Here is a 20,239-nt window from a genome sequence, read left to right as displayed (position 1 = left end):
TACCGACAAATGGCCGCTTAATCAGCTAAAATATTTTACTTTAACTTTTTGGGTACGCCTCATTGCTCAGGCTTTTCTGTTAGTTTGATTCAATTTTTTTAGTCTTAGGCTTGGGATCGATGTATACCCAATCTGGATCGATTGATGCGTCGACTTTATCAAATGCTGTCTGTAACGTGTTACCAAATTCAGCCATTGATTCGTCAGTCAATTTAATGCGCTTGTCAACGTAGATTGGTTCACCGAACGCCATCTTGACGTTGCCACGTTTGAACAAACCAGAAAACTTAACGGGGCCTTGATACACCATTGGTACAAGAGGCTTACCAGACAATTTGGCAATCATCATGGCGCCACCCTTCATTTCTTGTGAGTGACGGCTTCCAGATGGGAACATGATCACACCAAGGTCAGTTTTCTTAAGGTTGTTGACTGGAATTTTGATCGCCGAAGGACCAGGATTTTTACGATCAACAGAAAAAGCATTGGCGTGAATTAGAATCCAGCGTAAAATAGGATTCTTGAAGAGCTCTTTTTTAGCCATGAAGCTAAACTTATGTGGCCAAGCTGCAAGAGCATAGAAGATGGGATCCCACCAAGTACGATGAGGACCAACCAAAATATAATTGCCTTCAGGTAGATTGTCTTGGCCGGTAAGCTTATAACGCCCATTAATGAGCCAAACGACGCCGGCTGCGACAAAACGTATAAATGTGTAGAACATATTCGTTCCTCCCTAATAATAACGCTTCATTATCCCACAGGAAGCGGACTGTTGGCAAACATACAGGAGAACTCAAACATGAAAGTTGATTTATTACCCGACGAGCGCATCGATATGTTGTACAACGACGATGTCCATATCATTCAGAGCAAAGAGGTTTTTTCTTTTTCGTTAGATGCGGTCTTGCTCGCCAATTTCGCACAGCCACGTAAAAACGGTCGTGGGTTGAATGTTGACCTGGGTGCCGGTAACGGGGCGGTGTCGTTGTTCATGGCGCACAAAGTTGCGGGTCAGATTGTCGGTGTTGAAATTCAAGAACGCTTGGCAGATATGGCAACGCGTTCGGTCCAAATGAATGACTTGACAGACAAAATTACGATTATTAACAAAGATATGCGCGATATTTTTACGGATATTCGGCCAGGATCTGCCGATATGGTGGTATCGAACCCGCCTTATTTTACGGTAGACAATGAAAATACGGTCATGCATGAAGATGAGCATTATGCCATTGCTAGACATGAAATTAAAGCAGATTTGGATTTAGTGACTTACACTGCTAAGAAACTATTGAAGAATAAGGCGCATTTTTTCATGGTGCACCGGCCAGACCGCTTGTTTGAGATTCTGGAATCATTGCAGAAAAATCATTTGGCTCCGAAACGCATTCAGTTTGTGTATCCAAAAGCGGGTGAACCGGCTAATGTCCTCTTAATTGATGCGATTAAAGATGGTGCATTAACAGGGGCCACGATTTTGCCGCCAATTGTGACGCACAATGATGATGATACTTATACGAAAGCTGTCTGGGATATTTACGAAGGCAAAAGCAATGGATAAGCCTTATTATATGTACGTACTATTAACGGCAGATAACACATTTTATGGTGGCTTTACGGATGACGTCGGTAAACGTTTTGCCACACACGAAGCAGGTAAGGGTGCTAAGTACACACGTCCGGCGAGTCGACATCCATTAAAATTGTTGTATGCTGAAGCGTTCGCGACTAAGAGAGAGGCCTTACATGCTGAGGCGGTCTTTAAGAAGTTAAAACGGACAGACAAAGTGGCTTTTCTGCGGGAACATGGTGTCACAGATTTCACACCGGCAAAGCGAGACTAGCGCTTGACTGAGTTGGGAAAAACCTGTATTATACATAGATGGTCTTTGACCACAATAAAATACTCACTAGTACTCAATAGTTCTACGGGTGCCCTCGGGGTCGCGGAATTACATGCGAGGCTAGGTGGAAAAACATTTGGAGGCAGATACTCATGGCAGTTATCTCAATGAAGCAATTGCTTGAAGCTGGTGTTCACTTCGGTCACCAAACTCGTCGTTGGAACCCAAAGATGTCAGAATACATCTTTACGGAGCGTAACGGCATCTACATCATCGACTTGCAAAAGACGGTGAAGTTGGTTGACCAAGCTTACAACTACGTTCGTGACGCAGCTGCTAATGGCGCAACGGTTTTGTTCGTTGGTACTAAGAAGCAAGCTCAAGATGCAATTGCTGAAGAAGCAACTCGCGCAAACATGTTCTACGTAAACCACCGTTGGTTGGGTGGAACGTTGACTAACTGGTCAACGATCCAAAAGCGTGTTGCACGTTTGAAGGAATTGCGTGCTATGGCAGAAGACGGAACTTTCGACCGTTTGCCAAAGAAGGAAGTGGCTTTGTTGAACAAGTCACGCGAAAAGTTGGAGAAGTTCTTGGGTGGTATCGCAGATATGCCTAAGATTCCTGACTTGTTGTTCATCGTTGATCCTCACAAGGAACAATTGGCTGTGCAAGAAGCACACAAGTTGAACATTCCTATCGTGGCTATGGTTGATACGAACGCCGACCCTGACCAAATCGATGTGAAGATTCCATCAAACGATGACGCTATCCGTGCCGTTCGTTTGATCACTGCTAAGATGGCTGATGCTATCATCGAGGGTAACCAAGGTGAAGACGCTGTTGCTGCAGAAGACTTCGCAGCTGAAGGTGCTGACAAGGCGGCTTCAATCGAAGAATTGACTGAAATCGTTGAAGGTAACAACTAATTTGATTTCGTCGATAGAAAAGACCGCTTAACTTTTGTTAGCGGTCTTTTTCGTTATAATAGAGTTTGTATGAAATACTAATATATCTAGCCGTGAATTTTGCGCGATATAATAGATATATTAGAAGATTTCGTGTATACTAATTTAGATAAAGATTTTGCATTAACAAGGAGACCATAACAATGGCTATTACTGCTTCACAAGTTAAGGAATTGCGTGAAAAGACTGGTGTCGGAATGATGGACGCCAAGAAGGCGTTGGTTGAAACTGACGGTGACATGGACAAGGCAATCGACGTATTGCGCGAAAAGGGAATGGCAAAGGCTGCTAAGAAGGCCGATGCTGTTGCTGCCGAAGGTATGACTTACGTTGCCGTTAAGGATAACGCTGCCGCAATCGTCGAATTGAACTCACAAACTGACTTCGTTGCCGGAAACGCTGAGTTTAACGACTTGTTGCACGCTGTTGCGAACGCTATCGTTGAATTCAAGCCAGCTGATGTTGAGGCTGCTTTGGAGTTGAAGGTTTCTGAAGACCAAACTTTGAACGAGATGATTATCCACACGACACAAATCACTGGTGAGAAGATCACTTTGCGTCGTTTCCAAGTTGTTGAGAAGGCTGATGGACAAGAGTTCGGTACTTACTCACACATGGGTGGACGTATTTCTTCAATTGTATTGTTGGACGGTGCTGATGCAGAAGTTGCTAAGGACGTTGCTATGCACGTTGCCGCAATTGCACCACACTACGTTTCACGTGAAGAAGTGCCTGCTGATGTTTTGGCACACGAGAAGGAAGTTCAAATGAACTCAGAAGACTTGGCTGGAAAGCCTGACAACATCAAGGAAAAGATGGTTGAAGGTCGTTTGAACAAGTTCTTGGCTGACATCTCATTGGTTGACCAACCATTCGTTAAGGGTGACGGTAAGGAAACTGTTGCTACGTTCGTAGAGTCAAAGGGTGGCAAGGTTGTGTCATTCGTTCGCTACGAAGTTGGTGACGGTATCGAAAAGGCAGAAACTGACTTTGCTGCAGAAGTTGCTGCTCAAATCGGTTAATCAGAACTGAGGCTTATTGAATAATGGCAGACGTAAAGTACAATCGCGTACTTTTGAAGTTGTCAGGTGAGGCCTTGGCTGGTGAACGCGGCTACGGAATTGATCCTGAAACTGTCAAGAGTATCGCGGCAGAAATTAAGGATGTATACGAACTTGGCGTTGAAATTGCTATCGTTGTTGGTGGTGGTAATTTGTGGCGCGGTGAAGCTGGCGCAAAGTTGGGCATGGAACGTGCCCAAGCTGATTACGTTGGTATGTTGGGAACGACGATGAACGCCTTGGCATTGCAAGATGCTTTGGAATCTGAAGACGTACCAACTCGTGTACAAACTGCGATTGAAATGCGTCAAGTGGCAGAACCATACGTTCGTCGTAAGGCTGTTCGCCACTTGGAAAAGGGGCGCGTTGTGATCTTTGGTGCCGGAACGGGTTCACCATACTTCTCAACTGACACAACGGCTGCATTGCGTGCCGCTGAAATCAACGCGGAAGCTATCTTGATGGCTAAGAACGGTGTTGACGGTGTTTATAACGATGATCCTCGTAAGAACCCTGATGCAGTTATGTTTGAGTCATTGACGCACAGGGACATCATTGCACAAGGGTTGAAGGTCATGGACTCAACGGCCTCAACGTTGTCAATGGACAATGATATCAATTTGGTAATCTTTAATATGAACACAGTTGGTAACATTAAGCGTGTGGTCTTGGGCGAGAATATCGGAACGACCGTGGAGGTAAACTAATATGGCTAATCCAATTCTTGATTCAGCTAACGAGCGTATGGGCAAGGCCGCTGACGTTTTGCGTCGCGAGCTTGGTAACATCCGTGCTGGTGTAGCGAATCCATCAATTTTGCGTAACGTTACGGCAGAATATTATGGGGCACCCACACCTTTGAACCAATTGGCTTCAATTACTGTGCCTGAGGCACGTGTATTGTTGATTACACCATTTGACAAGTCAGTCTTGAAGGATATCGAGCAAGCTATTTTTGCTTCTGACCTTGGATTGACACCAGCCAATGACGGCTCAGTCATTCGTTTGGTAATTCCTGCCTTGACTGAGGAAACTCGTAAGTCATTGGCTAAGGAAGTTAAGGGTGAGTCAGAAAAGGCTAAGGTTGCGGTTCGCAACGTTCGTCGTGACGCCATGGACGATGCCAAGAAGGTATTGAAGAACGGTGACATGTCAGAAGACGAAGCACGTAAGCTTGAAGACGACATCCAAAAGGCTACTGATGCCGCTGTTAAAAATATTGACGGTATCGCTGCTGAAAAGGAAAAGGAATTGTTGACGATTTAATTCGACTAACGATTTTTCAAAAAGCACTCAACTTTGATAGTTGGGTGCTTTTTTTGTTTAAAGAGTGGCGTCGCTGTTGTGAATCCCGTATAGTGATAAGGTACAAATGAACAGGGGGAGTCACATGATTGATGTACACAGTCATTTATTACCAAATATTGATGACGGGTCAAGCTCGCTAGAAGCATCAATACAATTAGCTCGTGTTGCGGTAATGGAGGGAATTACGCATTCGTTGGTGACACCACACCACATGGACGGCCAATACATTAATCACGCGGCTGATGTCATTAATTTGACGGCTGTTTTTCAAACAGAATTAGATCGATTAGCAATCCCGTTAACGGTTTTTCCAGCGCAAGAAGTGCGATTGACTAGTGAATTATTAACGGCATTGGATGCGGGCGATATTTTAACAACAGACACGCAGGGCAGGTTTCTGTTAGTTGAATTACCGGCTAACGAGGTGCCCTTATATACAAGTGAAATATTGTTTCAGCTACAACAACGAGGGATTACGCCGGTAATTGTGCATCCTGAACGGAATCACAGGTTGATGCAGGAACCGCGTTTGTTATACGACCTGGTTTCACAGGGGGCTTATACGCAGGTTACCGCGAGTTCATACGTTGGTGTCTTTGGTAAAGCGGTGATGGCATTTAGTGAGGATATTATAAGTCACGGCTTAGCTCAGATTATTGCCTCGGATGCCCATCAGTTGCCTGGGCGTCAGTATAATATGGCGAAAGCGTTCGAGAAGTTGGTGGCTACCTATGGCACAGGTTTAGCAACTGAATTCAACGAAAATGCGAAAGCCTTAATTAATGGTACAAGCGTTTCAAGGCAACAAATAGTGCCAATTAAGAAAAAAAGGCTATTTTCAGCTTATTAAAAAGACTGGTCATCAACATGATGATCAGTCTTTTTTGTCGCACAAAACACATTAACGTTTTGTGACAAAACGAAAATTCAGTAATAGTTAACGGGGTTACATGCAACAAGAATGATGGCACTAAGATACGGGACTGAAATATACTATGACCGTTTGCATAAAACAAATCGATAGGCAAAATACTGGTCTTCAATACAGGATTATGTCAGCTAAAACGACTGATTCAGCGTGAAAAACGTAAAATCAGTCGTTTTTTGCTGTTACATCGCGTTAATATGTCGCTTTTTAATAAATGCTACACTGGCGGTACTTATTTTTGAGATGACATTCTTGGGGAGTATTTAATTATGGACAACATCATTGATTTAGGTAGATTATGGCAAATTATTAAACGCAACGTGTTTTTGATGACGCTGTTGGGGATTGCTGCTGGAGGCATTGCCTATGGGATTGCGACGCATGTCATGCAGCCACAATATCGGGCGACGGTGGCACTGTTAGTTAATCGTAAGACGACTTCAGGACAGCAAGGTGTGCAGTTAGGTGATCAACAAGCAGATGTGCAGCTAATTCAGACGTACAAGGATATCTTGACGCGTCCAATCATCTTGAATGAGGCAATCAAACGCTTGGAGTTGCCAACTAAAGTTGAGAAAGTGCCACGCCTGCCTGCTAAACACATGACTGATGCGTTTGGACAAACTGTTGAAATTACCGCGGCTCAGCCAGCGCAATATAAGTGGCGCGCTTCTAAGTACGTTGATAGTCACTTGACGGCGAAACAGCTCGTTAGAATGGTGAATGTTTCTAGTTTGACGAATTCACAAGTGTTCTCAATTAATGTTGATGCCTCAAATCCAACGGCGGCACGCGATATTGCGAACGCCATTGCAGATGCTTTTCAGGCAAAAATTCTAGATATTATGGCTGTCTCAAATGTGTCGATTGTTTCGCGGGCTACGCGTCCAACTGAACCGGTGGCACCTAATAAGCAATTAATGGTGTTGGTTGGTTTTGTGGCCGGTGTTGGGTTGGGATTGGTCATTGGGGTGATTCGAGAATTAACCGATCGAACAATCAAAACAGAGACCTTTATGACGGATGAGTTGGGACTCACTAATTTAGGAACGATCACAGGCATTGGTCGTTTAAAAGAACGACGAGTAATGCTAAATGAACAGGGTGTCTCACGCATCAAACAACGTATTTAATAGGTGAATATAATGAGGTTATTTAACAAACAACGTCAGGATAATAATTTGACGCAAAACTCTGGGGCACAATTAGTGACGTATCACGAACCGAAGAATCCGGTATCAGAACAATTTCGCACACTCCGAACAAATATCGAATTTGTTAGTGCGACTTTGCCACAGTTTAAAACTGTCCTGATAACATCGGCGGAAATAGCGGATGGTAAAACCACAGTTGCAAGTAACTTAGCTGTCACATGGGCGCAGTCAGGACAGTCGGTGTTATATGTGGATGCTGATTTGCGACGTTCCACTGCTCAGGCGACATTTAAAGTATTGCCAAACAGAGGGCTAACCACGGTGCTATCAGCAGCAAAAATGCCGATAGATGCGGTGCAAAAAACACAAATCACGGGGTTAGATGTATTGACAGCCGGTCCCGTGCCACCTAATCCGGCTGAATTACTGGGATCGGAAAAGATGACAACAATAATCACCTGGGCTAATGCGCATTATGACAAGGTGGTCATTGATGTACCGCCGGTTTTAGCGGTGACGGATGCCCAAATATTAATGAAACAGGTTGATGGTGTTGTGTTGGTTGTTGCTTTAGGAAAAACAAAAAAGGCAAATATTAAACGCACGGTCGAAATTATGAAGCTCAGTCAAACACCAATTATTGGTGTGATACACCGAGATAAAAAGAAGCAACGTTATGCAAGTTATGGTTATGGGGAAACGTTTAAAAAATGATTGGGCAACGGTTATATCAAAAATTGATTAAACGCATGTTAGATTGCATTTTTGCAAGTTTATTACTGGTGATTTTTAGTCTACCAATGATCGTTGATTGCAGGTACGATTTGGCTTGTCACACACGAAAATCCAATCTTTAAACAAACTAGATTCGGCCGTCATAGTCAGCCGTTTGAAGTTTATAAATTTCGAACAATGGTTGGGTCAGCACCACTGGTTTCGCATCAGGATTTTCATAATCGGGATGCCTACGTGACGACTGTCGGTAAATTTTTACGCCGTACATCATTGGATGAACTACCACAGTGCTTTAACGTCTTACGTGGTGAGATGAGCTTTGTGGGACCGCGACCGTTAGCAGCATCCGATATGGCAGTTATTGAGAAACGTAAAGCGCTGGGCGCAGATCGGGTGTTGCCTGGTATCACCGGTTTAGCACAGGTGAGTGGTAGAAATAACGTTTCAGACTGTCAAAAAGCAAAGTATGACGGTACGTATGCCAAGCAAGTCAGTTTTACGCACGATGCTAGTATTGTTGGGGCGACTTTAATTAAGGTCCTGCAACAGTCTGATATTGATAAGGCGTAGGTTAGTGGGGATTAGGTTTGAAAAAGGTATTAATGGTAGCCGCCAAGGCGAACATGATTCAACAATTTAATATGCGGAATTTAGCGATTTTGACTAACTTAGGCGCTGAAGTCCATGTGGCAGCTGCTTTTGAGAACTTTGGGACTGTGGATGACCAGACCAATTGTCAACTGATTATGGATTTGACGGAAATGGGAATTGTCTTACATCAAATTAATTTTGATCGTGGACTTGGGCGTTTGATGGTGAACTACCAAGTGATGACACAATTACGTCGGTTAATTGGGGAAAATCAGTATGACTTGATACATGTCCATTCGCCGATTGGGGCAGCTTTAACGCGGTTGGCATCGTGGGGTACGGGATGTCCAGTCATTTATACGGCGCATGGGTTTCATTTCTTTCGAGGTTGACCACTTAAAAACTGGTTAGTCTTTCCGATTGAGTGGTTCTTGGCTTGGCTGACGCAACATTTGTTAGTCATTAATCACACCGATGAGGCTGTTAGCCGATTCTTACCGGTACAAAGAGTCACGTATTTGCCCAGTATTGGTGCGCCAGTGCAGCGGTCATTAGCCGTTTTGCCAGTGACACGATTATCGATTCGCAAACGGATGCGCGCATGTCTTGACTTAACTAGCGATGATTTTGCAATCATTCAAGTTGGTGAGTTTAGTACTCGCAAAAATCAAGCAACACTCTTGCAAGCAGTGCATGCATTATCAAATCCACAGATAAAGATATTCTTTGCTGGGGTCGGAGCGGCTGAAGCAACAACTAAACGGTTAGTAACTGAACTTGGCTTGTCGCAGCAAGTAACGTTTTTGGGATATCAGGCGAATTTACAATATTTACATTACGCTGCAGACATGATTGTCATGCCATCACTACGAGAAGGATTTGGCATGGGTGGCTTTAATGCACTAATTGATGGGGTATACATGATTGGTGCTAAGGGAACCGGCATGGCAGATTACTTAATTGACGAAAAATTAGGACAATTAATTAACCCGCTAGATGTTATGGCGTTAGCTGATGCGATTAAACGTGTGCGGGACAAACGATTACAGCCAGCATTAAACGAGTATACCGAGTTCTTAATGCAATTTGATGAGTCACGTGTTGATACAATCATGACCGGCATTTACCGTCGGTATCTTAAGGGGGATAAGGTTGGGATGAACCAATGAAACAGTTAACGAAGATGCCAATTGATATCGTCATCCCCTGGGTTGATGGCAGTGATTTAGCTTGGCAACAACGCAGGTCACAACATGTGTCATTACCAGAGTACGAAGCAGCGGACCAACGATATCGTGATTTTGGTACGTTGAAGTATTTGTTGCGTTCAATTGCGCAGTATGCGCCATGGGTAAACAAAATCTATCTTGTCACTGATCAGCAACGGCCTAGCTTTATTAAAGACAGTAAACGGTTGGTTGTCGTAGATCATACTAGCTTTATTCCAAACGAGTATTTGCCAACTTATAATTCAAATGTGATTGAACTGCACTGCTGGCGTATTCCGGGGTTAAACGAACACTTTATCCTGTTAAATGATGATTTTTTGTTTACAAATCCAGTCTGGCCAAGCGATTTTTTTACGGCAGATGGTGAAAAGGTGGTTGATATGACGAGTCAATTTTTATTAATGCCACGAGATGATTTTGCCCATACGGCGGTTAATAACATGACACTAATAAACCGCGAATTTTCTAAAAAAGAATGGTTGTTCACTAATTGGCCTGCGGCCTTTTCCTTGAGAAACGGCGTCAGAATAGGGTTGCTATCGAGTTTGTTATCGATATTGCCATATTTCACACGCTTCTACGATCATCATCTTGCGATACCATTTTTGAAATCTTCTTTTATGAATGGTTATTCGCTTTACGAAAGGGAGGTATCGAAGATGGCGTTGACAAATAAGCAACGTCAGGTAACCGACATTTCAGTTTGGCTGATGCGCTATTATCAAATTTTGACTGGATGTGTTAAGCCACGATCATATAAATTTGGTCGTTATTTAGAGATTCAGGATGTTGATGCCGTGAAGCGTTTATTCCGTAGCCGAGTAAAAATAACAAAGATGGTGGTGCTAAATGATACGGTTACGACACTCGCACAGGAAACTGCTGCTTTGGCAACTATAAAAATTTTGGAGCGACGTTTTGCAAACAAAAGTAACTATGAGAAATAATCGGCAACCGGTACTGTCACTAATTATCGCAGCTTACAATGTGCAGGATGAAATTGCTGCGACGTTGCAATCAGTTTTGACACAAAGACGACAAGAACTGGAGATTATCATTATCGATGATGCTTCCACGGATGCAACGTGGGCTCATTGTCGCCGGTTTGCTACTCACGAAAACGTTATTCTCCATCGTCATACGTTTAATCGCGGTCTGAGTGAAGTGCGGAATACAGGTATGCGGATGGCGACGGGTGAATGGCTGGCTTTTTTGGATGGCGACGATCAATTGACGCCGGAAGCTATTAATCAAATGGTACAAACATTGGACAGTACGACTGATTTAGTGGTATTTGGTTTCCAAAAAATTCGACAGGGCAACGTTATTCAAGTGTTTAAACCGACCAATAATTTACAGCATATTTACACAGGTGCTTGGAATAAAATTTAGCGTCGGCAATTAGTGAGGGACTTGCTATTTCCGCCAGGCCGTTTTTTTGAAGATATGGCTTTTACGGCAATTGCGTTCTTACGGGCTAGTCATGTGAAGGTATTGGAAGCTCCATTAGTTAAGTATTGTGTGCGTGATAGCAGCATTACACAAAGTTCAACCGTTGCGAAGCATGTCGATGTCGTGGCGGTCTTGCAAAAGTTAGTTGATTACCGGACGGATGTGGCGCAACCACAAGATGTACCGGCAATTAACATGCTGCTTAATAAGCAACTGTTCAGTCATATGTTTCAGGTTTTACGCTATCGACAGGTGTCCTTACAGGATAAGGTGGGTGTATTGCGCCGACTATGTCAGGCAAAACGGCGTTGGCAAACAGGTTGGCAATTCGATGACGAATGGCGCCGGCAGTGCAAAGACGTTCTAATTTGGTTAGCTGGCTGCGCGCTAGTCTTGTGCTGGTCCGCTAAAGGTGGTGAGTAAGCAATGGTCGGCGTGTTTTATGGTTTAGTCCTGATTGAATTAATCCTGTTATTGCTTACACCAAGTCGTGAGCAACGGGTGTCGATAGTGTTTTTGGTTCTGTTAGCAATTATATTTGCCTATGTACCAATTACCGTGTCCGACAATTGGGTTTACAACTGGTACTATACACATCCAGAAGTACCAACAAAGTTTGAACCGGTTTTTAATCAGGTCATGCAGATGGCAACTAAGGTGGGATTGTCCTACCAACAGTTTAAATTAGTCATTTTTACGATTGAAATGAGTTGTATGGCTTGGGGGTTAAACATCTTTCAAGTCGATAATAAGCGGGTGGTTTTGTTATGTTATACCGCCATTCAGTTCTTTGAATCGGGGGTCCAGCTACGAAATTATTTGATGGCCACTGTCGTTTTCGTTGCCATCGCTTATCTCTGGCGGGACAAACGGTTTGATACGATGTATTTTGTGATGTTGGTGGGTCTAGCCGCCGGCATTCAATTAGCGGCAGTATTCTTTTTATTGTTGTTGCCGATGAGACGGTTGCGAACGCGAAACGCACAGTTATGGTTCATTGGTGTCATTAGTGCTGGTGCTTTGTTAATTGCTGTGCCGGTGACACGTCATATTTACGTCTTGATCGTTCAGGCAATTGCCACACGGTTACCGGTGATCGGCCCGAAAATGTTGCAGTACGCGCTTCGGTTCGAGCCAGGTATGATTATCATATTAGACGTGGCGATGGCTGTCGTGTTATTACTGCTATTTTGGCGTCTAGAAGCCATTTTCAAGCAGACAGATAATCAACCACTACAGTCGTCAATTAGGTTAGGCCAGCAAATGGCATTGCTTTTTTATAGTATGGTGCCGCTTTATTTGGTGGCCTACAATTTTGATCGTATTTTGATCGATGGGCTAATAGTTGTTTTTGCTATTTTCGAGCAGACATTAGGACAACTAACGCAACGGAATAAGTGGCTCTTATTAGCGATAATGGGGCTTTTAGTAGGAACCTATAGCTTTGCGACTTACCACTACGGCACTAAGTATCACAATACGTACGCACCAATGATTCATGAAAACGCCATGTTCCCAGATAAAACCTATGTGATGAAGGAGGAATGGCGATGATAAATCATGCAACAGCAACGGTTAAAAATACAGTAGTAGCCACGGGGGCACAGCTTGTGACACTAGCATCGCAATTTACGATGCAAATCGTTTTTGTGCAGACGATGTCAGCTAATTATTTAGGTGCAAACGGGCCCTTTTAATAATTTAATGAATATTTTGTCCTTTGCCGAATTAGGCATCGGGGCGGCCATGACATTTTCGTTGTATCGACCATTAGCGAATCGAGACATGGGACTAGTAGATGCGCTGCTGACTTGTTACCGACGTTTGTACGGCGGCATTGGATTTACCATTTTATTACTGGGCCTTTTATTGGCTGCTGGGTTACCGTTCTTTGTAAAGCCGGGTCTAACAATTCCACACATTCAGTTTATGTTTTACTTGTATGTTATTGGCACGGCGTTGAGTTATTTTTTCTCATATGCCCGTTCGTTGTTTATTGCTGATCAACGCGCGTACGTGAATAATATCAATCAGGTAGGATGCCGGTTCATTCAAAACATTGTGCAAATTGTTGTCCTAGTTGTTTGGCAAAACTATGTGGCCTTCTTAATGCTCCACATTGGGGGAACGCTACTTGCTAATTTGTTGATTAATTGGCGGGCTAAGCAACAGTATCCAATGCTGACTTGGCGTTCATCACAACGCATCCCAGAAACCATCAAACAAAAATTACGAGAGAACGTCCTTGGAAATATTTCAGCGAAGGTTGGTGTTATTGTCGTTAACGGTACCGATAATTTATTGATTTCTAAGTATCTAGGATTAAGTGTTTTGGGTGCCTATACAAATTACGCGTTAATTGTCCAAGGGTTAAGTAGTTTAGTTGGCCAGGTAATGGCAGCGATTGTTGGCGTTTTTGGCCACATTGGCGTAACCGAAAGCGTAGCGCAACAGCAAGTCGCGTACTATCGCAACTTATGTTTAATTGCGTTAGTTAGTACGGTCTTAGCAGGGGGCTGCTTTACTGTGATGCAGGATTTCATTCGGTTAGTATTTGGACCAGCATATGTTCTGGCTGATTTCACGGTCTTTTTAATCGTGATTAATTTGGGATTTACGATGTTGCGACAAGCAAATTTAAGTTTTGCAGCAGCGTTGGGATTATTTTGGACCATGCGATATAAATCTTTAGTTGAAGCGGGTGTGAATTTGGGAACTAGTTTGTGGCTAATCACGCAAACTGATTTGGGAATCAATGCGGTGTTGCTGGGGAATATTATTAGTAATTTAGTCGTTAATTTCTGGTGGGAGCCGTGGCTGGTTTTCAAACACGGCTTTCAACAAAGTGCCAAATGCCCTTTAGTAAAGTTTACGGCCTATCATGTTGCGTTAGCGGGTTTGGTTGGTGTGCACTATTTATGTCATGGGTGGCTACCACAAATGGGGTGGCTAGGTTTAATTTTTACGGGGATGGGTAGTGTTGTTGGCTATAGTGTTGTTTTTATCTTGGCGTTCAGTTGCCAAATTGAGACCCGTGATTTATGCAAAATCATGTGGCGTCAAATGACTGGGAGAAAGTATTTACGATGAGTGAATTTAAAGGGCAACCACTACTGAGTATTATCGTGCCAGTGTATAACAATGCCAAAACGTTACCGGCCCTAATGCAACAGTTGCGGTTAGTCACTGCAGTGGAGGTGATTTTTATTGATGATGGATCCACTGATAGAAGTCTTGACGTAATCCGACATCAGCTAAAATTATTTGAGGATGGTCGACTAATCGTCGCACAGCATGGTGGCGCAGCATCGGCCAGAAATCAAGGTATAGCGGTGGCCAAGGGAATATACATTGTATTCGTTGACGCTGATGATGAAGTGGATGGCCTTGTGTTAAACAACATTATAAAGACGCACCTGATAAATCAGCAGAGCCAAATTGATTTGGTTTTGTTTGTTAGAAATGGTCAGGCACATGACATGTCGTTAAATGAAGCAAACCGATTCCAATTAATGCAGGTAATGTTAAACATGCCGGTGGTAACGAGCTATGAGGGTGTGGGACCAGAACAGTTTAACAAATTTTATCGCACACAATTAAGCAGAGACGCTAACCTAACGTTCAATGAATCCTTGCACATGGGTGAAGACATGTTATTTAACGTTACGGCTTGCCAAGTGGCTACCAACGTGCGATTTGTACCGGCCGTCTATTATCAGTACCTGCCAACAGCGCAGTCCACGACACGCCGCTTATCGTTTGATATCGTGGCTAATAGTCAGTGCTTTTTAGAAGTGTTGCTACCGAAAGTGCCAATTACGTTAAGTGCTGCAAAAGTTGCGGACACAGTGGTGATGGATAGTCGCCGCTAATGCCGTCAACCTGGCGGATGGCTAAACGCTCCGCAATTAATACGGGTAACCAAGCGGTATGAATCAGAGGCTAGGTCGTTACCTTGGCGGAAACGATTGCTATTCTGGGCGCTGATCAAGTTGTAGTAAAAAGCAGTCACCAATGACGTTGTGCCATAAGTGACTGCTTTTGTGATGATTAACCTTTTTCTGAATGCCGACCAGCAACTAGCGTGTCCATGCCAGCAACGTTCGCTAATCCGCCAAGGATAAAAGCTAAAATGATTCTCAGTATATACATATTGTGAATTGGCTCCAAAAATAAGTGTAAAATATCTGCCAGCGGCGTTCAAGATTTTAAAGTGACAGATAAAAAAATGAACAACCTTCGCAAATCGTTCATAAACAATTAGTAATATAAGGAGATAGAGAAGAAATAGAGGAGGACTAATTATGATGATGTTAGTGTCATTTTTAGCCGGTGGATTTATTGGTGTGATGGGGATGGCGTTATTAGTCGCAGCTCGCATCAATGAAAATTAGTCGAAATTAAGAGATGGTGATCGATAACAGTTCGGTCACCGTTTTTTTGCGCTAGTTTTTTCGGATTTTAGGATATGTAGCAGTCTTTTTAGGCTGAATTACTGACTACAAGTATGGGAGTGTTTATAAAAAAATAAACATCAACGGGAATTTACGGCAATTTAGCCAGTTTCGTTTTACAATAAATGCACAAGTATGAATTACAGTTGAGAAGGAGTGGCTCATGGATAACGAGCAAACACAACTCGTTTCACGCTCAAGTCGCTTAGCGAATGAACGTGGCGGAAAAAAACAAAAAGCCCCAAAAAATCAGGGTCCAAAGAAATCACATAAAGTCCGTAATTGGATTTTATCAATCTTATTGGTGATTGTCTTGGTAATTGCTGGCTTATTCGGCTATGTATATATGCAGACTAAGAGTGCTATCGATAAGTCATATGTGGCACCGACTATGAAGAAGGCACGTGATGTGTCGGCTGTCTTGTCAGATGGTAAGCCAGTGTCATTGTTGCTATTGGGGACAGACACGGGTGCTTTGGGACGAAATTACAAAGGTCGAACTGACTCAATTATGATTGTGACCATTAATCCTAAAACAGATAAGACAACGATTATGTCAATTCCACGTGATACGTTGGTCGCAATTGATGGGTATGAGGATACCTTCCCACAAAAAATTAATGCGGCGTATGCTTACGGATCGGCCGAATCAACAATTAAGACGATTCAGGATTGGCTAAATATTCCAATTGACTTTTATGCATTGGTTAACATGGGCGGCATGGAAAAGGTTGTTAACAAAGTTGGTGGCATTACGGTGACGTCACCATTGACGTTTGCGTATAACCCTGAGACGGCTCACACTGACGCGGGTGATTTGTACAGCTTTACGCAAGGATCAACAACGTGGTCATACAACGGTGTGTCACACACTAAGATGACAGGTAAGGCTGCCTTGGCCTTTTCACGGATGCGTTACGATGATCCACAGGGTGACTATGGTCGTCAGGAACGTCAAAGATTGGTGCTACAAGGGATTGTTGACGCAGCGAAGAGCAATCCAACAAAGTTGTTGAATACGGATTTCTTGAATTCAATTTCTTCATCAATGCAAACTGACTTGAGCTACAACGATATGTTAGCGATTGCGACAAAGTATTCAGGGGCGGCTAACAACGTGAAGAATGATCACATTCAAGGAACGGGGTACAGTTTGACGTCTGGTTCAACCGAAGTCGTTTCAAGCTCTGAACAACAACGAGCAACGAATGTGTTGCGTAAGTCGTTGGGCTTGCCATCAGCTAATACAGGTAACTTATATGGTGGCAATATTTCCACTGATGTGATGATTGCCAATGGTGTACCAACTGAATAATAACGAAAAGAGTGCCATTTTAGGCACTCTTTTTTTGAGGGTAAAAATACTTGTTTTTAATCGCAATATAGCACATTATTAAAAAGTGAAATGCGTAACAAGGTTGGATTTGGGGAGTTAATGTAATGAATAAGGTAGTAAAAGCTCTTTTTAATGGGAGCTGTAGGTGTTTTGGGCACAACTTCGCTACTAACGACGTCGGTTTCAGCAGATAATCGGACAGGATATGTTTATTCGCCAGATGTATCTGCGGCTAATGGCGGTTGGAATTGGCTTGAAAATGGTAAACCGTTTACGGGTTTCCGTTATTATATGGGGATGTATTATTGGTTTGTTAGTGTGTTCGCCAAGATGCTGGCTGGCGTGAGGCCTGGGGCATGCGTTATTATACGGACGATAACAGCCGGGCCGTCCAAGGTAACCAAGTGATTAATGGGACGGTGTAAAGTTTTGGTGACAATGGGACGTTCTTTTTGCGAGGTAAGGTGAAAGATGCCTACGTGCCCGTGAATAATAGTGGTTAGCGTTGGGTGACTAATGGTGCCAACTTTACGGGTTTCCGTTTCTATATGGGGTCTACTATTGGTTCCAGAATGGTGTCCAGCAGAATTCACAATGGGAAACTGCTTGGGGGATGAATTATTATGTTGGTCGTGATGGACGAGCGGTACAAGGACTCCAAATGATTAATAACAAGAAGTACTACTTTGGCAACGATGGCACATTTTATTCTCGGGCAGTACCTGGTAAGCCAACATACTTTTCACAGTGGGATGGCCGTTGGTCGGGTACTTGGTTTAACGGTGGCACTTTCGGGGCGACCGGGTGTGTTCCTTCAACTATCGCGATGATTATGAATGGTTCATATGGCATCAATACAACACCACGCGATGTTGCTGATCGTTTGGGTGGCGCAAGTATGTTATATGGCGCTTCAGGTCGTGACTTAGTTCGTATGGTCAATAGTTTCGGCTATGCAACGCGCAACCTCACAACGCCAGCGCAAGTCAAAGATGACTTGCGTGATGGCTATCCAGTTATTTTTTTGATTAACCTGGGGATTGGTCACCCAGTAGCATCGTACGGTAATATTGATGGGAATACCGAAGTTTTTGATTCCTACAACCACCAATTCTGCAATGGTGGAACTCAGTGGATGGTTTAATTGGCTGCCTGTCAGCTGACCCACATGATTGGGATGCCAGCACACCCGTATTTGCGATTGAGTATGTGGATACATGCAAAAACAAACAGGTAAAGGAATTAATCTTATCATTGGCAAGCTGCGCAGGATTCGCATACTGATTTTGCGACTTACGTCAAAACGCAACTGAAATAATAGGTAATGCCAACCCCCAGCTAGTAGCTTCTTAAACGAGTGCTACTAGCTGGGGGTTTTGCATTGGTCCAGACCAGCAGATGTCATCATTCCTAACACAATTGTGAGTATGCACTAAGAGAGTGCCTATACTGATTATAAATTAGAATTCGATGAGAGATATCAGGAGGTAGCGATATGGTGGGGTCGGATATTGCATGGGTACTTGTCAGTGCCGCGTTAGTTTGGTTGATGGTGCCTGGATTGGCATTGTTCTATGGTGGATTCACAGATGTGCGATCAACAGTGAACACGTTAGCCATGGTGCTAATTGCCATTGCAATCGGTGGTACAGTGTGGTTTGCGGTTGGCTATTCGTTAGCTTTCAGTGGTCACGGCTTAATCATTGGTGATCTACGGACAGCCTTCTTTCACGGGTTATCCATGACTAGTAGCTCACGAGGTCTAAGTATCCCAGATGGCGTCTTTGCGTTGTTCCAGGGGATGTTCCCGATGATTACTATGGCAATCATTGCTGGTTCGGTAGTCGGGCGAATGAACTTCAAAGCGTTTATCTTGTTTCTACTGGGATGGATGTTATTAGTATATGTGCCATTAGCTCACATGGTTTGGGGCGGTGGTTTGCTGGCTCAGATGGGGGCGTTAGATTTTGCTGGTGGTGATGTGGTGCACATTTCTTCTGGTGTAGCAGGACTTACCTTGGCCCTGATTATCGGAAAGCGTAAGCAGGCCACTACGTTAACAGTTCACAATATGCTTTCTGTTGTCATTGGTGGTGGCTTGCTATGGTTTGGCTGGTTCGGTTTTAACGCCGGGTCAGCTTTAGCAGCAAACGGTGTGGCGGTGTTGGCCTTCATTAACACAAGTATTGCGTCCTCGGTCGGTATGCTGACATGGGTCATGTTCGACTTGCTGGTCTTCCGCCAGGTTAAAGTTGCTGGGGCCATGTCAGGGGCCATTGCCGGGTTGGTTGCGATTACACCAGGTGCGGGATTCGTTGAGCCGGTGTCGGCAGCGATTATGGGTGTGTTCGTGTCGTTAGTTGTTTACATTGCGACGACGGTGATTAAATACCGCATGGGTTATGATGACACACTGGATGCATTTGGCTTGCACGGTGTCGGTGGTGTGTTTGGTGGTCTACTAACGGGTGTATTTGCCACAAAAACGCTGGCGGGAACGACTAGTTTGTTACAAGGAAATTGGCACTTGATGGGTGTACAAATGGCTGGAATTCTTCTGACAATAGCGGTTTCCGTCGTTATGACCTGGGCAATTGCTAAAATTGTAGGCCTCATCGTACCACTCAGAATCGGTGAAAAGGCTGAGCTAACGGGTGTTGATTTGCTGCAACACGGTGAGTCACTAACGTTCACAAAATAAATGGTTGACAATACGTATTATTCGCGGTAATGTATTTAAAACCAAATATTACAAGTTTGTAAAGGGTTTCTTTACAAAAGCAAAATGAAAAGGGGGATTTCATATGTTTAGTTTGAGCATGCTGAATAAGAAAGTTGATCGCGCTGTTCGTGCCTTCGAAAAGATGAATACGAACACTTACCCCGCTAAGGATGCGAAGAAGCATTAATAAGCGATGATTAATTGTTAAAGCCCAGGTTGCACATTGACGTGTAACCTGGCTTTTTTGGTTCGCTACTTAAGGTGGTGAAAGGCAATTGGGGCGCGCTTTCAGCTAACTATTAGAGATAATTAATCAAAATTGGTCTATACGTAAGGCTATACCAATTTTTACCAATTAAAATAAAATATACCGTAATTTAGTTGACCGTGCTTTTTTTAAAGGTATTATAGGTTATGTATTAAAACGCAATGAAGAAATGTAAGTGTATACCAC

The 20,239-nt window shown here is 43.5% G+C and carries 24 protein-coding genes; 23 read left to right on the top strand and 1 reads right to left on the bottom strand.

Annotated features, from left to right (window positions below; genetic code table 11):
• Positions 1–79: 79 nt before the first annotated feature.
• On the bottom strand, positions 80–724 hold the full coding sequence (locus EST42_RS07435) for a lysophospholipid acyltransferase family protein (RefSeq protein WP_134644886.1): 645 nt from the start codon (positions 722–724) through the stop codon (positions 80–82).
• Between the two features lie 78 nt (positions 725–802).
• On the opposite strand from EST42_RS07435, the gene EST42_RS07430 reads away from it, so the two are divergent.
• The 23 genes from EST42_RS07430 (at position 803) to EST42_RS07325 (ending at position 19,764) form a co-directional block, all read left to right on the top strand.
• Positions 803–1,564: a tRNA1(Val) (adenine(37)-N6)-methyltransferase gene (locus EST42_RS07430; protein WP_010371867.1), complete on the top strand. Its 762-nt coding sequence runs from the start codon at positions 803–805 to the stop codon at positions 1,562–1,564.
• Positions 1,557–1,847 carry a GIY-YIG nuclease family protein gene (locus EST42_RS07425; protein ID WP_134644885.1) on the top strand — a complete coding sequence of 97 codons (291 nt, stop codon included), beginning with the start codon at positions 1,557–1,559 and terminating at the stop codon, positions 1,845–1,847. The genes EST42_RS07430 and EST42_RS07425 overlap by 8 nt, the downstream gene beginning before the upstream one ends.
• A 152-nt stretch (positions 1,848–1,999) precedes the next feature.
• Entirely contained in the window at positions 2,000–2,776 is a 777-nt protein-coding gene (gene rpsB / locus EST42_RS07420; protein ID WP_010371861.1) for a 30S ribosomal protein S2, read from the top strand.
• Positions 2,777–2,958: 182 nt separating this feature from the next.
• Complete coding sequence (tsf, locus tag EST42_RS07415; protein ID WP_134644884.1) at positions 2,959–3,837, top strand: translation elongation factor Ts; 879 nt, start codon at positions 2,959–2,961, stop codon at positions 3,835–3,837.
• A 23-nt stretch (positions 3,838–3,860) separates the two neighbouring features.
• A complete protein-coding gene (gene pyrH / locus EST42_RS07410) occupies positions 3,861–4,583 on the top strand; it encodes a UMP kinase (RefSeq protein WP_134644883.1) in 723 nt (240 codons plus the stop codon).
• Between the two features lies 1 nt (position 4,584).
• Entirely contained in the window at positions 4,585–5,142 is a 558-nt protein-coding gene (gene frr, locus EST42_RS07405) for a ribosome recycling factor (protein ID WP_134644882.1), read from the top strand.
• 124 nt (positions 5,143–5,266) lie between these two features.
• On the top strand, positions 5,267–6,034 hold the full coding sequence (locus EST42_RS07400; protein WP_099087954.1) for a tyrosine-protein phosphatase: 768 nt from the start codon (positions 5,267–5,269) through the stop codon (positions 6,032–6,034).
• 347 nt (positions 6,035–6,381) lie between these two features.
• The gene (locus EST42_RS07395; protein ID WP_134644881.1) at positions 6,382–7,245 is read left to right on the top strand and encodes a YveK family protein; all 864 of its coding nucleotides are present in this window, start codon (positions 6,382–6,384) and stop codon (positions 7,243–7,245) included.
• Between the two features lie 12 nt (positions 7,246–7,257).
• On the top strand, positions 7,258–7,980 hold the full coding sequence (locus EST42_RS07390; protein ID WP_209019484.1) for a CpsD/CapB family tyrosine-protein kinase: 723 nt from the start codon (positions 7,258–7,260) through the stop codon (positions 7,978–7,980).
• Positions 7,981–8,073: 93 nt separating this feature from the next.
• Positions 8,074–8,571: a sugar transferase gene (locus tag EST42_RS07385; RefSeq protein WP_134644879.1), complete on the top strand. Its 498-nt coding sequence runs from the start codon at positions 8,074–8,076 to the stop codon at positions 8,569–8,571.
• 17 nt (positions 8,572–8,588) lie between these two features.
• Entirely contained in the window at positions 8,589–8,984 is a 396-nt protein-coding gene (locus tag EST42_RS07380) for a glycosyltransferase (RefSeq protein ID WP_134644878.1), read from the top strand.
• Positions 8,985–9,023: 39 nt separating this feature from the next.
• A complete protein-coding gene (locus EST42_RS07375) occupies positions 9,024–9,761 on the top strand; it encodes a glycosyltransferase (RefSeq protein ID WP_134644877.1) in 738 nt (245 codons plus the stop codon).
• Positions 9,758–10,768, top strand: a complete 1,011-nt coding sequence (locus EST42_RS07370) for a stealth family protein (RefSeq protein WP_134644876.1) — start codon at positions 9,758–9,760, stop codon at positions 10,766–10,768. Before EST42_RS07375 ends, EST42_RS07370 begins: the two co-directional genes overlap by 4 nt.
• Positions 10,740–11,213: a glycosyltransferase family 2 protein gene (locus EST42_RS07365; RefSeq protein ID WP_134644875.1), complete on the top strand. Its 474-nt coding sequence runs from the start codon at positions 10,740–10,742 to the stop codon at positions 11,211–11,213. The genes EST42_RS07370 and EST42_RS07365 overlap by 29 nt, the downstream gene beginning before the upstream one ends.
• A 54-nt stretch (positions 11,214–11,267) precedes the next feature.
• The gene (locus EST42_RS07360; RefSeq protein ID WP_134644874.1) at positions 11,268–11,696 is read left to right on the top strand and encodes a hypothetical protein; all 429 of its coding nucleotides are present in this window, start codon (positions 11,268–11,270) and stop codon (positions 11,694–11,696) included.
• Positions 11,697–11,699: 3 nt separating this feature from the next.
• Positions 11,700–12,827 (top strand): EpsG family protein, encoded by a 1,128-nt coding sequence (locus EST42_RS07355; protein WP_134644873.1) that lies wholly within the window; start codon positions 11,700–11,702, stop codon positions 12,825–12,827.
• On the top strand, positions 12,824–12,970 hold the full coding sequence (locus tag EST42_RS10585) for a hypothetical protein (RefSeq protein ID WP_167711173.1): 147 nt from the start codon (positions 12,824–12,826) through the stop codon (positions 12,968–12,970). Before EST42_RS07355 ends, EST42_RS10585 begins: the two co-directional genes overlap by 4 nt.
• 49 nt (positions 12,971–13,019) lie before the next feature.
• Positions 13,020–14,363: a lipopolysaccharide biosynthesis protein gene (locus tag EST42_RS07350; protein ID WP_134644872.1), complete on the top strand. Its 1,344-nt coding sequence runs from the start codon at positions 13,020–13,022 to the stop codon at positions 14,361–14,363.
• Positions 14,360–15,145 (top strand): glycosyltransferase, encoded by a 786-nt coding sequence (locus tag EST42_RS07345; RefSeq protein WP_167711171.1) that lies wholly within the window; start codon positions 14,360–14,362, stop codon positions 15,143–15,145. The genes EST42_RS07350 and EST42_RS07345 overlap by 4 nt, the downstream gene beginning before the upstream one ends.
• Before the next feature lie 745 nt (positions 15,146–15,890).
• Positions 15,891–17,042, top strand: coding sequence for an LCP family protein (locus tag EST42_RS07340; RefSeq protein ID WP_134644870.1), 1,152 nt, complete (start codon positions 15,891–15,893; stop codon positions 17,040–17,042).
• A 153-nt stretch (positions 17,043–17,195) separates the two neighbouring features.
• Positions 17,196–17,471, top strand: a complete 276-nt coding sequence (locus tag EST42_RS07335) for a hypothetical protein (RefSeq protein WP_134644869.1) — start codon at positions 17,196–17,198, stop codon at positions 17,469–17,471.
• 205 nt (positions 17,472–17,676) lie between these two features.
• Positions 17,677–18,207, top strand: a complete 531-nt coding sequence (locus EST42_RS07330) for a C39 family peptidase (RefSeq protein WP_134644868.1) — start codon at positions 17,677–17,679, stop codon at positions 18,205–18,207.
• A 351-nt stretch (positions 18,208–18,558) separates the two neighbouring features.
• Complete coding sequence (locus tag EST42_RS07325) at positions 18,559–19,764, top strand: ammonium transporter (RefSeq protein WP_134644867.1); 1,206 nt, start codon at positions 18,559–18,561, stop codon at positions 19,762–19,764.
• Positions 19,765–20,239: the final 475 nt, after the last annotated feature.

The sequence above is a fragment of the Weissella cibaria genome, from assembly GCF_004521965.1.
Taxonomy (GTDB): Bacteria; Bacillota; Bacilli; order Lactobacillales; family Lactobacillaceae; genus Weissella; species Weissella cibaria_A.
Note: the sequence above shows the minus strand (reverse complement) of the source record. Positions and strands in the feature narration are given on the sequence as shown.